Here is a 15,469-nt window from a genome sequence, read left to right as displayed (position 1 = left end):
ATGACCCTGACCACGATTGGCGACCTCGCGCAGAGCTTCATGCTCCGCCAGCAAAGCACGGATCTGAAGACCCGGATGAACCAGCTGGTCGAGGAATTTTCCTCGGGGCGGACGGCGGATGTGTCGCGCCATCTCTCGGGCAGCTATGCCTATCTCGCGGATGTCGAGCGCAGCCTGTCGCTGCTGCAGGGCTATGATACCGCCGCCTCCGAGGCGCTGACCTTCACCGATTCCATGCAGAACGCGCTGGAGAACTTCCAGGGGCTGTCGACGCAGCTGGGGCTGGATGCGCTCTCGGCCGGCAATGGCCGCCTGCCCGAGGCAATCAGCAACATCTCCCTCAGCGCGCAGGGGCAGTTCTCGCTGATGGTGAACACGGTCAACACCCAGGTCGGCGGACGGGCCTTGTTCTCGGGCGTGGATGTGGCGACCCCGCCCCTCGTCTCGGGAGAGGACATCCTGGAGGAGCTGCGCACCAACGTTCTGTCGGGGCTGACCACGGCGGCGGATGTGCAGACGGCCCTCGACACCTGGTTCGACAGCAGCGGCGGTGGCTACGAGACCTTTGCCTACCAGGGCGCCACGACCTCGCTCTCGCCCTTCCAGCTGGGAGAGGGGGAGTCGGTCAACCTGGACCTGCGCGGCGATGATGCCGGGATCCGCACCATGCTGAAATACGCAGCCATGGCGGCGCTGGCGGCCGATGGCACGCTGAACTTCGACCAGAACACTCAGGTCGACCTGATGCTGACCTCTGGCCAGGGCCTTTCCTTCGAGCAGACCCGCCTGGTCGAGGTGCGCGCCAACCTGGGCTATGCGCAGAACCGGGCCGAGGACAGCCGCACCCGCATTTCGGCCGAGCGCACCAGCTACGAGATCGCCCGCACCGAGCTGCTGTCGGTCGATCCCTACGAGGCCGCGACCCGGCTGGAGGACGTGCAGTTCCAGCTGGAAAGCCTCTATGCGGTGACGGTCAAGCTGTCGCGCCTGTCGCTGACCAACTACCTGTGATGGGGATGCGTCTTCTTCTTGCTCTGGTGATGGCGCTGGGGCTGGCGGTGCCTGCCATGGCCCAGCAGGTGCGCATCAAGGACCTGGTGGAATTCGACGGGGTGCGGGGCAATGATCTGGTGGGTTATGGCCTGGTGGTTGGCCTGAACGGCACCGGCGACGGGCTGCGCAATGCGCCCTTCACCGAAGAGATCATGACCAATATCCTGGAGCGCCTGGGGATCAACGTTGCCGGAGAAACTTCGCGGCCCAAGAACGTCGCGGCGGTCTTCGTCACGGCCGAGCTGCCGGCCTTCGCCCGCTCGGGGGGGACGATCGACGTAACGGTCTCTGCCATCGGGGATGCCAGTTCCCTGCTGGGGGGGACGCTGATCATGACGCCACTCAACGCGGCGGATGGCCAGATCTATGCCGTGGCTCAGGGCACGGTGATTGCCGGGGGGGCTTCGGCCCAGGGCAATGCGGCCACGGTGGTGCAGGGCGTGCCGACGGCAGGGGTGATCCCCTCGGGCGCGCGGGTCGAGCGCGAGGTCGAGTTCGAACTGGCCGGGATGAAGTCCATCCGGCTGGCACTGCGGACCCCCGATTTCACCACAGCAGGACGGATCGAGACCGCGATCAACAGAACATTCGGGAACCGCGTGGCGCAGATGACCGACGCGGGCACGGTCCGGCTGGACATTGCGGGAACGCGCATGGCCTCTGCGGCGCATGCCCTTGGACGGATCGAGAACATTCTGGTCGAACCCGAGCGCAAGGCGCGTGTCGTGGTCGATCAGCGCTCTGGCACGATCGTCATGGGCGATGATGTGCGGATCAGCCGGGTGGCGGTCAGCCAGGGCAACCTTACCCTTCGGATCGAGGAAGCGCCTTTGGTCGTGCAGCCCAACCCCTTCGCCGAGGGCCAGACGGTGGTGGTGCCGCGCTCGAAGGCGAATATCCAGGAAGAGCCGGGCATCGGCCTGGCCGAGGTGCCCACGGGGACCTCCCTGTCCGAGGTCGTGGCCGGTCTGAACGCGCTGGGGGTGTCGCCGCGGGACATGATCGACATCCTGAAAAGCATCAAGGCCGCGGGCGCCCTGCATGCCGAATTCATCGTGCGCTAGCGGGGGCGCCCCGGCGCGCATGTCCGAGGGGCCCGGGGGTGTGCCCGGCCCGGGGGGCGGATGCGCGGCAGGGGCCCTTGCGGGCGGGGCGCGGTCGAAACCTTGTGGGCCCTCTGCGGGACAGGTTTTCAAAATGCCGGGACAGGGACCACCGTGCGGCACTGGTCTCACAGCCTTCCAGGGGCGGTGCGGGTGTCAGGCCAGGGGGGTGCCGCGGATGGTGTTTCCGGGGCAACCCGTGATCACCCCGGGCGGTCCGCAGGGGCAAGGCTTGCGTGCCCTCACGGGTCGGCGTGACAGGCAAGGATCGTCCTGGCCCCGGGGCTGACCGTATCGCAACAGCCCGGGTCCCAGCAGGTGGTCAACTGCGGGACCGGACCTCGCATCCCCGCGCCGAACCAAAGGCCGGACTCCTCCTGCGCTTCTATCGTGCTCTCCCCCCGGGCCTTCCAGCGGCTGGCGGTGGGCGATCGCGTTTCCTCCGCCCGTTCGGGAGTCGCCCTCTGGCAGGCGGGCCCTGTCCGGGGACGGGTGTTCGGGCATGGGGGACCGGGGCAATGCCCCCGGTGCTCTCTTCGGGGCATCCCGCCGATCGGCCTGGCCGACCATGCGCGTGAATGGACAGGCGCCGGTGGCCCGCCTATATCCCTTGCAAACCTAGGAAGAGGGACAGGCATGGCGGAGAAATTCTTCGGGACCGACGGTGTGCGGGGACTGGCGAACAGCTGGCCGATGACCGCCGACGTGGCGCTGCGGCTGGCGGCCGCGGCCGGACGCTACTTCCGCCGGGATGCCAGCCTGGAACACCGCGTGGTCATCGGCAAGGACACCCGCCTGTCGGGCTACATGCTGGAAAACGCGCTGACGGCGGGGTTCACCTCGACGGGCATGAACGTCTTCCTGCTGGGGCCGGTACCGACGCCCGCCATCGGCTACCTGACGCACAGCCTTCGCGCCGATGTCGGCGTGATGATTTCCGCCAGCCACAATCCGGCGCATGACAACGGCATCAAGTTCTTTGGCCCCGATGGCTTCAAGCTGTCGGACGAGGCCGAGGCCGAGATCGAGCGCCTGCTGAACGAGGGCGTGCCCCCGGCCCAGCCGCAGAATATCGGCCGCGCCCGCCGGTACGAGGACGCGGGTGGCCGGTACGTCGAATATGCCAAGAATTCCCTGCCGCGTTCGACCCGTCTGGACGGGCTGCGGGTGGTGCTGGATTGCGCCAACGGGGCCGCCTACAAGGTTGCCCCCCAGGTCCTGTGGGAACTGGGCGCCGAGGTGATCACCATCGGAGTCGAACCCAACGGCTTCAATATCAACAAGGATTGCGGCTCGACCAGCCCGGGGGCGGCGGCGAAGCGCGTTCTGGAAACCCGGGCGGATCTGGGGATCTGCCTGGATGGCGATGCCGACCGGGTGATCCTGATCGACGAGACCGGCCGCGTGGCCGACGGCGACCAGATCATGGGCCTGATCGCCAGCCGCTGGAAGGCCGAAGGCCGCCTGAAGGGCGATGCGCTGGTTGCCACGGTGATGTCGAACCTTGGGCTGGAACGCTGGCTGGAAGGGCAGGGCATCGGGCTGGAACGCACCGCCGTGGGCGATCGCTACGTAGTCGAGCGGATGCAGCAGAAGGGCTTTAACCTGGGCGGCGAACAATCCGGCCATATCGTGATGACCGACCATGCCACCACCGGCGACGGGCTGCTGGCGGCGCTGCAGTTCCTGGCCGCCATGGTCGAGACGCGGAAACCCGCATCCGATCTGGCGCAGGTGTTCCAGCCGGTGCCGCAGAAGCTGGTGAACGTGCGCTTCACGGCCGGGAAAAAGCCGCTCGACAGCGATGCGGTGCAAGAGGCCATCCAGGCCAGCGAAGGCGCCCTGGGGACCACGGGGCGGCTGCTGATCCGCAAGTCCGGGACCGAGCCGCTGATCCGCGTCATGGGCGAGGCCGAGGACGAGGGGCTGCTGGACGCGGCCATCGACCGCGTTGTCCGGGCCGTCCGCGCCGAGGCCTGACAGGCCACTGAAAAAGGGTCCGAGGACGGACCTTCCGTCCTGCGCGTCGGCTCCTGACGGGATCCATTTTTGTCAGCCAAGCGAAAGGGCCCGAGCGCCCTTTCGCGCCGAAACGTTTTGCTGAGAGTTTTCAGCACCCTGCCAAGGTTGCAGCACGCCTGTCCCAGAGGTGGCGCGCGGTGGCTTCGGGGTCCGCGACCCCCAGCGTATCCAGCGCCAGCGCTGCGGTGCCGGTGACGATGGCTTCGGCGAAGGGATCGTGCCAGTCGCTGGACCACAGTTGCGCCAGCAGCGCCGCATCGGTCCAGCCCTGGTTCAGCTTGCCGGTTTCCTCCAGCAGGGCGGGCGCGGTGCCTTCGTGCCATTCCCCGTTGCGCAGACCGTAAAGGGCAGTGGCCTTGGTGGGATTGCGCTCGAATTCGCCGCCGCCGCCCTTGATGACGCTCAGCGCCTGCTGGCCCAGCAACTTGCCCGCATCGGCCTGCAATTCGCGGTAGGGCGGGTGGAAGACACCCTGCACGCTGGCGGGTGCCTTGGCCGGGTTCAGCACCCGCAGCACCGTGTTCACGCAGGACCGCAGGTTGAATTTTTCGCGCAGACGCAGCAGCTCCAGCAGGCCGGGCTGGAAGGCTTCCAGCGGCAGATAGGCGATGCCGTCGCGCGCCAGCAGCTCGCCCGCATGGGGGACCGAGGTCGCAGCCGTGATCCCGGCGTGCGGCAGGGCATCGCGGACAGAGGCGGCCTCGGCCATGTGGGCGGCGGAATTCCAGCCGTGGATCAGCACCGGATGCCCGGCTTTGGCCACCAGGCGCGCGGCCAGCAGGAAGAACGGCAGCCCGCGGGTGCGCCCGGCCGCATAGCTGGGCCAGTCGAGCGCGGGCGGCGGGATCTGCGGCAGGGTCGCGCGGGCGGCTTCGGCAAAGCCTGCGATCTCGTCCGGGACCTCGCCCTTCATGCGCAGCAGCATCAGGATCGCGCCGACGGCTTCGGGGTCGGCGCGACCCGACAGGATCACCTCCATCACCTCATGCGCCTCGTCCCGGGTCAGGGACCGCGATCGCCCCGGGCCGCGGGCCAGGGTGCGGACATGCGGGGCGAGCAGGTGCGGGGTGTCGGTCATTCGGCGGCTTCTCTCCTTGGGATGCGGGCCAGCAGGTCTGCCAGTTCCGGCCGGCAGGACCCGCAGTTGGTGCCTGCCCTCAAGGCTTGGCCGATCTGGTCCACCGAAACAAGGCCCTGCTCGGCGATGGCCGACAGGATCGTGTTCACGCCGACGCCGAAGCAGGCGCAGACCGTGGGGCCGGGATCGGGCATGTCGGCGCCGACACGCCCCGACAGCGCATGGGGCGCCTCTGCCCCCGGCAGGCCCGCCAGATAATCGCGCATCACCGCGACGGGTTCGGCGGCGGCAAAGAGCGCGGCCTTCAGCCGCCCCCCCTCGTGGAAGGCGATGCGGAAGCCGCCCCGGCGCGGGTCGGAGACCACCTGCACCTCGCCGCCCTCGATCCCGAAAAGCGCGCGCGCCCAGGCTTCCCAGTCTGCGGGCGCCTCGGTGCAGGCGATCTCGGCACGCCAGCCCTGGGCGGTCTTCGCCTGCGCCCAGTAGCGGGTCTTCGGGGTGAACCGTTCGGTGGCGACGGCGAAGGCGTAGAAGGCGGCCTGGAACGGTTGCACGTCGCAGACGGCGGCCTTGCTTTCCGGCTGCCCCGAGACCGGGTCGACGACAGGGGCCACCAGCGCGTCGATCCGGGCCGAAGGCGCGGTCTCTGCGGTCCAGTGCATGGGGGCAAAGACCTCTCCGGGCTGGACCCGGTCGGTGATCAGCGCGCGCAGGATGCCACGGCCATGGGGGCTGGAGACCTGCACCAGCGCGGCGGGGGCGATGTTCAGCCGGGCGGCGTCCTGGGGGTGGATCTCAAGGAAGGGTTCGGCCAGATGCGAGGACAGTTTCGCCGATTTCGCCGTGCGGGTCATCGTGTGCCACTGGTCGCGGATGCGCCCGGTGTTCAGCCGGAACGGATAGCGCGGGCCGGTCTGGGCGGCGGGTTCGCGGTGGTGCAGCGGCAGCATCCGCCCCTTGCCCGAAGGGGTAAAGAACCGCCCGTCGGCAAAGAAACGTCCGCCCTGGCGGCCATCGGTCACCGGCCAGCGGGTGGGTTTCAGCGCGTCATATTCCGCGTCGCTGATCGCCTTCAGCCCCGAGATGTCAAAATCCAGGCCAAAGCCGCCGGCGATGCCCGACAGCGTGGCATATTCGCGAAAGATCTCTTCGGGGCCCTGGTAATCGAAGGCGTCGCGCCAGCCCATGCGGCGGGCGACCTCGGCCATGGCCCACCAGTCGGGGCGGGTTTCACCGGGGGCGGGCAGCACGGCGCGCTGGCGCGAAATCGTCCGGTCGGAATTCGTCACGGTGCCGGATTTCTCGGCCCAGGCGGTGGCGGGCAGCAGCACATCGGCCAGCCGCGCGGTATCCGTGCGGTCGGTCACGTCCGAGACGACGACGAAATCGCAGCCCGCGATGGCGTCGCGTACCCGGTCGGCATCGGGCATGGACACGGCGGGGTTGGTGTGGATGATCCACAGCGCCTTGATCCGCCCCTCGCCCACGGCGCGGAACATGTCCACCGCCTTCAGCCCGGGTTTTTCCGGCATGGCCGGGGCGTCCCAGAACTGCCGCAGGGCCTGGCGGTGATCGGGGTTCTCGATCTCCATGTGGCAGGCCAGCATGTTGGCCAGCCCGCCGACCTCGCGGCCGCCCATGGCGTTGGGCTGGCCGGTGACGCTGAAGGGGCCGCAGCCGGGCAGGCCGATGCGCCCGGTCGCCAGGTGGCAGTTCAGGATCGCGTTGACCTTGTCGGCGCCAGAGGAGCTTTGGTTGATGCCCTGGCTGAAGACGGTGACGACCTTCTCGGTGCTGACCCACAGCTGGTAGAAGCGTTTCAGCAGCAGTGGATCCAGCCCGGTGACGCTCAGGTCGCTGTCCGAGGCCGCGGCGATGGCTTCCTCGAAGCCGTCGACATGGTCCAGGAACGGGCCGTCGACGGCGCCCATGTCGTAGATCGCCGACAACAGGCCGTTGAACAGCGCCACGTCGGACCCGGGCCGCAGCGGCAGGTGCAGATCGGCGATGTCGCAGGTCGCGGTGCGGCGGGGATCGATGACGACGATCTTCATCTCGGGCCGGGCTTCCTTGGCGGCGCGGATGCGCTGGAACAGCACCGGATGGCACCAGGCCGTGTTCGAGCCGGTCAGCACGACCAGATCGGCCAGTTCCAGGTCCTCGTAGGTGCCGGGCACGGTGTCGGTGCCGAAGGCACGCCTGTGCCCCGCCACGGTCGAGGCCATGCAAAGCCTTGAGTTCGTGTCGATATTCGCCGTGCCAAAGTAGCCCTTGGTCAGCTTGTTGGCGATGTAATAATCCTCGGTCAGCAATTGCCCCGAGACATAGAGCGCCACCGAATCCGGCCCGTGACGGGCGATGGTGTCGCGGAATTTCGTCGCCACCAGGTCAAGCGCCGCGTCCCAGTCCGCGTGCGCGCCCTTGATGACGGGGTGCAGCAGACGGTCGTCCAGGCCGACCGTCTCGCCCAGGTTGGTGCCCTTGGAACAGAGCCGCCCGCGGTTCGCGGGATGCTCGGGGTCGCCGCGGACCGCCAGCCCGCCCGCCCCGTCGGGGCGCAGAAGAACGCCACAACCGACGCCGCAATAGGCGCAGGTCGAACGGGTTTCAGGCAGGCTGGAGCCATCCATCAGGCCGCACTCCTCTTGCCGACCGATGCCCCGTCCAGCAGCAGCCGGCCGCTCTCGACCTTCAGCGGGAAGGTCGGGATGCGGTGGCCGTCGGTGCCTTCACCGGTCTCAAGCGAGAAGACGGCGTTGTGCAGCGGGCAGGTGATCTTGGTGCCGTGGACGATGCCTTCGGACAGCGGGCCCTGCTTGTGCGGGCAGGTGTTGCCGACGGCATAGGCCTGGGTCTCGCAGGTGCGCACGATGGCGACGCAGCCCACGGGGGTCTTGACGACGCGCGAGCCCCGGACGGGGATATCGTCGATATGTCCGATGTCGATCCAGCTCATTCTGCGGCCTCCAGGGTGATGTCTGCCAGGGGTTGGTACTGTTCGGCGCGGTTCTTGACGTGATCCGCCCAGGGGTCCTTGCGGTAGACGCTTTGCGAGATCTCGAAGCGCTCGTTCAGGGCGGCGCGTTCCTCGGCGTTCGACAGGGTGTCCTTGACCCAGTCGAGGCCCACCTTGGCGACCCATTTGTAGGGCCGGTCGAGGTACTTGGCGTTCTCGCGGTAAAGTTGCATGAAGGCGGCGATCCACTCGATCGCTTCCTCTTCGGTCTTGGCGTCGATCAGCCGTTCGGTTTCCTTCACATCCATGCCGGCGGCGCCCGCGACACCGATCTGATAGCCGCTGTCGACGCAGACCACGCCGATGTCCTTGCAGGTGGCCTCGGCGCAGTTGCGCGGGCAGCCCGAGACGCCCAGCTTGACCTTGTGCGGCGTCCAGGAGCCCCAGAGCTTGCGTTCAAGCTGGATGCCGAGGCCCGAGCTGTCCTGCGTGCCGAAGCGGCAGAATTCCTTGCCCACACAGGTCTTTACCGTGCGCAGACCCTTGGAATAGGCGTGCCCCGAGACCATGCCGGCCGCGTTCAGGTCATCCCAGATCGCCGTCAGGTCCTCTTTCTTGACGCCCAGCAGGTCGATGCGCTGACCGCCGGTGACATGCAGCTTGGCGCCGTATTTCTCGGAGGCGTCGGCGATGGCGCGCAGCTCGTCCGGGGTGGTCATGCCGCCCCACATCCGCGGCACGACCGAATAGGTGCCGTCCTTCTGGATGTTGGCGTGGCGGCGTTCGTTGACAAAGCGCGACTGCAGGTTGTCCTGATAGTCCAGCGGCCAGTCGGCCAGCAGGTAGTAGTTCAGCGCCGGGCGGCAGACATGGCAGCCGTTCGGGGTTTTCCAGCCCAGTTCCTGCCAGACGGCCGCTTCGGATTTCAGGCCCTTGGCCTTGATCAGGCGGCGGATGTCCTCATGCGTGTGGTCGCAGCAGCCGCAGATCGACTGTGCCGCGGGGATGACGAAGTCATCGCCCAGCGTCACCGCCATGACCTGTTCCACCAGACCCGTGCAGGTCCCGCAGGAGGCCGAAGCCTTGGTCGTGGCACGAACATCCGCCAGCGTATGGGCGCCGTTCTTCACCGCCTCGACGATCTTGCCCTTGCAAATGCCGTTGCAGCCGCAGATTTCCGCATCATCCGGCAAGGCTGCAACGGCCGCCAAAGGGTCCGAGGAGGCCCCCCCCTGGAACGCCGGGCCAAAGATCAGCGTGTCGCGGATGTCCGACACGTCGGTGCCATCCTTCATCATGCCGAAGAACCAGTTGCCGTCGGCAGTGTCGCCATACATCACGGCGCCGAGGATCTTGTTGTCCTTCAGGACGATACGCTTGTAGACGCCGCGCGCGGGGTCACGGAAGACGATGTCCTCGCGGTCCTCGCCCTCGGCAAAGTCACCGGCGCTGAACAGATCGCAACCCGTCACCTTCAGCTTGGTCGACACGTCGCGGTGCACATAGCCCGCGGCCTCGCCCACCAGCGTCTTCGCGGCCACCTTGGCCTGATCGTAGATCGGCGCAACCAGACCGAACAGCATCCCGTCCAGTTCCACGCATTCGCCAAGCGCCAGGATGTCGGGATCCGAGGTCTGCATGGCGGCATCGACATGGATCGCGCGGCCGACGCTCAGCCCGGCGTCTTTCGCGAGCGCGACGTTCGGGCGGATGCCGACGGCCATCACCAGCAGGTCGCAGGGCAGCACGGTGCCGTTGTCCAGCTCCAGCCCGGTGACCTTGCCGTTTTCCCCGACGATCTGTTTCGAATTGGTCGCGCACAGCACCTTGATGCCACGGCCCACCAGTTCCTTGCGCAGCAGGTAGCCCGCGCTTTCGTCCAGCTGACGCTCCATCAGGTGGCCCATGATGTGCACGACGGTGGTGTCGACGCCCTGCGCGTGCAGGCCGGCGGCGGCCTCGAGCCCCAGCAGACCGCCCCCGATGACCACGGCGGAAGACCCTTCGGTCTTGCCCAGATCCATCATGCGGTAGGTGTCTTCCAGGTCGCGATAGGCGATCACGCCGTCCAGGTCATGACCGGGCAGCGGGATGATGAACGGGTTCGACCCCGTTGCGATCACCAGCTTGTCATAGGGCAGCACGTCGCCGTTCTGGGCGGTGACGGTCTTGGCCGCGCGGTCGATCGCCACGACCTTTTCGCCAAAGCGGGTGGTCACGCCCTGGTCGTCGTACCACTGGGCATTGTGGGTTTCGATCTGTTCATAGGTCTTTTCGCCCGACAGCACCGGCGACAGCATGATGCGGTTGTAGGTGCCGCGCGGTTCGGCGTTGAAGAGCGTGACATCCCAGTCGCCGCCCTGTTCGAAAAGATGTTCCAGCATCCGCCCGGAGGCCATGCCGGCACCGATGATAATCAGCTTCTGTGCCATGGGTCTGATCCTTCGCAAGAGGTTCGCAGTCGCGGCCGCGCAGGGCCGCCAGAGGAGAGATGGGGGGTTATTCGGCGGCGATCTTGGTCTGTTGCGGCTTCGGCTTGGGCTTGGCGCCGTGCTCGTATTCTTCCAGGAAATCCAGGACCTCCTGGCGGTAGTGGTAGTAATCGGGGTGTTCCAGCAGAGCCTTGCGGGTGCGCGGGCGGGGCAGCTTGACCTCGGTGATCTTGCCGATGGTCGCCTGCGGCCCGTTGGTCATCATCACCACCCGGTCGGCCAGCAGGATCGCCTCGTCCACGTCATGGGTGACGCAGATCGCGGTGACCTTGGTGCGCGACCAGACCTCCATCAGCACTTCCTGAAGCTCCCACCGGGTCAGGCTGTCGAGCATCCCGAAGGGCTCGTCCAGCAGCAGCAGCTTGGGGCTGAGGGCGAAGGCGCGGGCGATGCCGACGCGCTGCTTCATGCCGTTCGACATCGAATGCGCCGGGCGGTCCATCGCATCGCCCAGGCCCACGCGCTCCAGGTAGTATTCCACCACGTCCTGACGTTCGGCGCGGCTGGCCTTGGGGTAGACGCGGTCGACACCGATGGCGACGTTCTCCTTGGCGGAAAGCCAGGGGAAGAGGTTCGGCGCCTGGAAGACCACGGCGCGTTCCGGGTCGGCCCCTTCGACATCGTAGCCATCCAGCTTGATCACGCCCTTCGAGATCGCGTTCAGACCCGCCGTCATGGTCAGCACGGTGGACTTGCCGCAGCCCGAATGGCCGATCAGGCTGATGAATTCGCCGCGGTCCATCTTCAGGTTGAAATCCTCGACCACGGTCAGCGGACCCTTGGGCGTGGGATAGATCTTGTGCAGCTGCTCGAAGGACAGGAAACGGTTGTCCAGCATCCCCTTCTGCGCATCGCTGACCGCCTTGGGCAGGTTGTCGTGGGTGTGGATCGCCTCGACATTCGGAAGCGTACGGTTGCCGTCGGACTTGGCCTCGATCCCGGCATCCATCAGGTAATTGGTGACGCGGGCGCGCAGCGCCTTGAAGGTGTCGTCGGTGTTCATCGCCGAACGGTCGCGGGGGCGGGGCATGTCGACGCGGAATTCCTCGCCCAGGGTGCCATCGGGGTTCAGTGCAATGATGCGGTCCGCCAGCAGGATCGCCTCGTCCACGTCATTGGTGATCAGCACGCAGGTCTTCTTGTCGGCATTCCAGATCGCCTCGATCTCGTCTCCGAGGTTGGCGCGGGTCAGCGCATCAAGCGCCGAGAGCGGCTCGTCCAGCAGCAGCACGTCGGGGTTCATCGCCAGCGCCCGGGCGACGTTGACGCGCTGGCGCATGCCCCCCGACAGTTCCGCCGGACGACGGCTGGCTGCATGGCTGAGGCCCACCATCTTGATGTATTTCGCGACGGTCTGGACCTTTTCGGCCTTGGACATCTTCGGGAAGCAGCTGTCGAGCGCCAGCTGCACGTTGCCCGCCACCGTCAGCCAGGGCATCAGCGAGTAGTTCTGGAAGATCACGCCGCGTTCCGGGCCGGGGCCCTCGATGCGCTTGCCGCGAAAGCTGACCTGCCCCTTGGTCGGGAATTCGAGGCCCGCCATCAGGTTGATCAGGGTGGTCTTGCCGGTGCCGGAAAAGCCCAGCAGGACCAGGAACTCGCCCTCGTGGACGGTCAGGTTGATGTCTTTGAGGACGGGCGTGGCATTGGTGCCTTCGCCGAAGCTTTTGCAGACGTTCTGGAAGTCGATGACGGCCATGGGGATCACCGGTTGTTCGAGAAGGTGAAGAGGGACTGCAGGGCGAACATCACGCGATCGAGCAGGAAGCCGATGATGCCGATGGTGAAGACCGCGACCATGATCTTGGCGAGCGAGGAGGACGAGCCGTTCTGGAATTCATCCCAGACGAATTTGCCAAGGCCGGGGTTCTGGGCCAGCATCTCGGCGGCGATCAGCACCATCCAGCCCACACCCAGCGACAGACGCAGCCCGGTGAAGATCAGCGGCAGGGCCGAGGGCAGAACCAGCTTGGTGATCTTCTGCCAGGTGCCCATCTTGAGGACCTTGGAAACCGAGATCAGGTCCTTGTCGATCGAGGCCACGCCAAGCGCGGTGTTGATCAGCGTGGGCCACAGCGAGCACAGCGTCACGGTGATGGCCGAGACCAGGAAGGATTTCGCGAACATGCCGTCGTTGGTGGTGTAGACCGCCGAGACGACCATGGTGACGATGGGCAGCCACGCAAGCGGCGAGACCGGCTTGAAGATCTGGATGATCGGGTTCAGCGCGGCGTTGGCGGTGACCGAGAGACCTGCGGCGATGCCGAGGGGGATGGCGACGACCGAGGCCACCAGGAAGCCGAAGAACACCGTCTTGATCGAGGTCCAGATCTGTTCGTAGTAGCTGGGCGCGCCGGTATAGGGGATGGTCTTGACCTGATCGGCCTTGCCGGCGGCGATCAGCTTTTCGTTGCGGGCGGCGACGCGGGCCTCGAAGGCCTTCTTGTCGGCGGCGGTCTGCAGGGCGCTTTCATGCAGGCTGACGGCCTGGTCCCAGACCTGGACGGGGCCGGGAACGGCGCCGAGCGAGGTCTGCACGCGGGGCGCCAGCGCCCCCCAGAGCAGCAGGAAGCAGGCGATGGCCAGAAGCGGCACGCCCAGCAGGCGCCAGACGTCCTTCATCTGGGCCTTCGGGTTGTCGCCGGCGAGCGCCTTCAGGATCGGGGTCAGCCAGGCGATGCCCAGCACGCGGAACCATTTGTCGGCGGTGTTGATGGTGGTGAAAAGCTTGGCGCGCCGTGCGTCGCGGGCCTGGGCGCGTGCAAAATCGGGATCGACGGTGGTCATTGTCAACTCTCTGATCTGACGGGCGGAACCCGTGAAGATGGGAAGAAGGGGGGATGACGGGGACGCTCGTGCCTTCGGCACATCGCCCCACCCGCCATCCCGCAAGGTGGAACCTGACCGGGCCGTCGGCGGAAGGCCCGGTCGTACTCGTTACGTGGGTGCGGAATGGGCGAGGCATGACCTGTCCCGCAGAACTGGAAACATCGGCCCGGAACCGGAAACACACCGGGCCATCCCTGGAAACCGGTGCCGTCCGAACATCGGCGGCACCTTCACTGGTAAACTGCGACGCGGGGGCGGGATCCCCCCCCGCGTCGCCGAACACTGGAACCTTGCGGCCGGGCCTCGGGGAAAGGAGCGGCCGGTACTCGTTACGATGTCCCGGGCGGGCGGGCGCCCGGAACGTGGCCCGGAAGGCGGATCTCAGCCCTGGATCTCGGTGCCGACGACCTTCTGGTCGTCCTTCAGGCCGATGGGCAGGCTGTCGATATAGGCATTGGGCTTCTTGCCGTCGTAGGGGATGCCGTCGATCACGTCGGAGGCGGGCGTCGGCGCCTTGTAGCCGTCGCTGGTCCAGTCGAAGTCGGATTCCTTGGCCTTGCCCTCGGCCACCAGTTCGCGGGCGGCTTCCAGGAAGATCTCGGGCTTGTAGACCGACTTGGCGACGTCATCGTACCAGCTGTCGGGATGGCTGTCGGGGATCTGGCCCCAGCGGCGCATCTGCGTCAGGTACCAGACCGCATCCGAGTAGTAGGGATAGTTGGCGTTGTAGCGGAAGAAGACGTTGAAGTCGGGGGTCGCGCGCTTGTCGCCCTTTTCGTATTCGAAGGTGCCGGTCATCGAGTTGGCGATGACATCGGCATCGGCGCCGACGTAGTTCGGCTGGGCCAGCATCTTGACCGCTTCGGGACGGTTGGCGTTGTTGTTCTCGTCCAGCCACATCGCGGCGCGGATCAGCGCCTTGGTGATCGCGATGGTGGTGTGCGGGTACTTCTGCGCGAATTCGGCGGTGATGCCGAAGACCTTCTCGGGGTTGTTCTTCCAGATCTCGTTGTCGGTGATCACCGGCACGCCGATGCCCTTGGCAACGGCCTGCTGGTTCCACGGCTCGCCGACGCAATAGCCCGAAATGGTGCCGGCCTCGAGGGTGGCGGGCATCTGTGGCGGCGGCGTCACCGACAGCAGCGCCTGGGCGCCGATCTGCCCCGAGACGTTCTCGGGCGAGTAGTAGCCGGGGTTGATGCCGCCGGCGGCCAGCCAGTAGCGCAGTTCGTAGTTGTGGGTCGAAACCGGGAAGACCATGCCCATGTTGAAGGGCTTGCCCTCGGAATTGAACTTTTCGATCACGGGCTTCAGCGCCGAGGCCGAGATCGGGTGCTCGACCTTGCCGTCGGTGCCGACGGGCAGGGCGGGCTTCATCAGGTCCCAGACCTCGTTCGAGACGGTGATGGCATTGCCGTTCAGGTCCATCGAGAAGGGCGTGATGATATGCGCCTTGGTGCCGTAGCCGATGGTGGCGGCCAGCGGCTGACCGGCCAGCATATGCGCGCCATCGAGCGTGCCCGAGATCACGCCATCCAGCAGCACCTTCCAGTTGGCCTGGGCTTCGAGGGTGACGAAGAGGCCCTCGTCGTCGAAGAAGCCCTTTTCATAGGCCACGGCCAGCGGGGCCATGTCGGTCAGCTTGATGAAGCCGAAGGTCAGCACGTCCTTTTCCAGGTCGGCCGTGGCGGCGAAGGCGGGGGTGACCAGTGCGGTGGTCAGTCCCAGGCCAAGCAGAAGTTTCTTCATAGTTTCACCCCGTTAGTAGAAGCCCGGGGATTGTTTTCATCCACCCGGGCCAAACACGAAAAGCCGCTACGACATGCGCCGGAAACCATGCGGTTTCAGCGTGTCGAGCGGCTCTGCTCAGTCAACCCAATCGGTGGGAAAATGCTTTAGGCGGGCGCCATTGCCTGCCTGTGCTTTCTATAAAACG

The 15,469-nt window shown here is 66.5% G+C and carries 10 protein-coding genes; 3 read left to right on the top strand and 7 right to left on the bottom strand.

Annotation, left to right across the window (positions count from 1 at the left end):
* The 3 genes from AC2ITM_RS00125 to glmM all read left to right on the top strand — a co-directional run bounded on the left by AC2ITM_RS00125 (position 1) and on the right by glmM (position 4,136).
* Positions 1-1,011 (top strand): flagellin, encoded by a 1,011-nt coding sequence (locus tag AC2ITM_RS00125; RefSeq protein WP_486467810.1) that lies wholly within the window; start codon positions 1-3, stop codon positions 1,009-1,011.
* A 5-nt stretch (positions 1,012-1,016) separates the two neighbouring features.
* The gene (locus tag AC2ITM_RS00120; RefSeq protein WP_486467809.1) at positions 1,017-2,117 is read left to right on the top strand and encodes a flagellar basal body P-ring protein FlgI; all 1,101 of its coding nucleotides are present in this window, start codon (positions 1,017-1,019) and stop codon (positions 2,115-2,117) included.
* 675 nt (positions 2,118-2,792) lie between these two features.
* Complete coding sequence (gene glmM, locus AC2ITM_RS00115) at positions 2,793-4,136, top strand: phosphoglucosamine mutase (protein ID WP_486467808.1); 1,344 nt, start codon at positions 2,793-2,795, stop codon at positions 4,134-4,136.
* A gap of 130 nt (positions 4,137-4,266) precedes the next feature.
* On the opposite strand, the gene AC2ITM_RS00110 is transcribed toward glmM, so the two are convergent.
* The 7 genes from AC2ITM_RS00110 to AC2ITM_RS00080 form a co-directional block, all read right to left on the bottom strand.
* Positions 4,267-5,256 (bottom strand): glycosyl transferase family protein, encoded by a 990-nt coding sequence (locus AC2ITM_RS00110; protein WP_486467807.1) that lies wholly within the window; start codon positions 5,254-5,256, stop codon positions 4,267-4,269.
* Entirely contained in the window at positions 5,253-7,886 is a 2,634-nt protein-coding gene (locus AC2ITM_RS00105) for a molybdopterin-dependent oxidoreductase (protein WP_486467806.1), read from the bottom strand. The genes AC2ITM_RS00110 and AC2ITM_RS00105 overlap by 4 nt, the downstream gene beginning before the upstream one ends.
* A complete protein-coding gene (gene nirD / locus AC2ITM_RS00100; protein WP_486467805.1) occupies positions 7,886-8,212 on the bottom strand; it encodes a nitrite reductase small subunit NirD in 327 nt (108 codons plus the stop codon). Before nirD ends, AC2ITM_RS00105 begins: the two co-directional genes overlap by 1 nt.
* Positions 8,209-10,644 carry a nitrite reductase large subunit NirB gene (gene nirB / locus AC2ITM_RS00095; RefSeq protein ID WP_486467804.1) on the bottom strand — a complete coding sequence of 812 codons (2,436 nt, stop codon included), beginning with the start codon at positions 10,642-10,644 and terminating at the stop codon, positions 8,209-8,211. Before nirB ends, nirD begins: the two co-directional genes overlap by 4 nt.
* A gap of 67 nt (positions 10,645-10,711) precedes the next feature.
* A complete protein-coding gene (locus AC2ITM_RS00090) occupies positions 10,712-12,403 on the bottom strand; it encodes an ABC transporter ATP-binding protein (RefSeq protein WP_486467803.1) in 1,692 nt (563 codons plus the stop codon).
* A gap of 5 nt (positions 12,404-12,408) precedes the next feature.
* Positions 12,409-13,491, bottom strand: a complete 1,083-nt coding sequence (locus AC2ITM_RS00085; RefSeq protein WP_486467802.1) for an ABC transporter permease — start codon at positions 13,489-13,491, stop codon at positions 12,409-12,411.
* A gap of 423 nt (positions 13,492-13,914) precedes the next feature.
* Positions 13,915-15,282, bottom strand: coding sequence for a CmpA/NrtA family ABC transporter substrate-binding protein (locus AC2ITM_RS00080; protein WP_486467801.1), 1,368 nt, complete (start codon positions 15,280-15,282; stop codon positions 13,915-13,917).
* Between the last annotated feature and the right edge of the window lie 187 nt (positions 15,283-15,469).

Source organism: Pseudooceanicola sp. NS-SX9 (assembly GCF_057380705.1).
The sequence above is the reverse complement of the archived record's forward strand: the minus strand, read 5'-3'. Positions and strand labels throughout refer to the sequence as shown.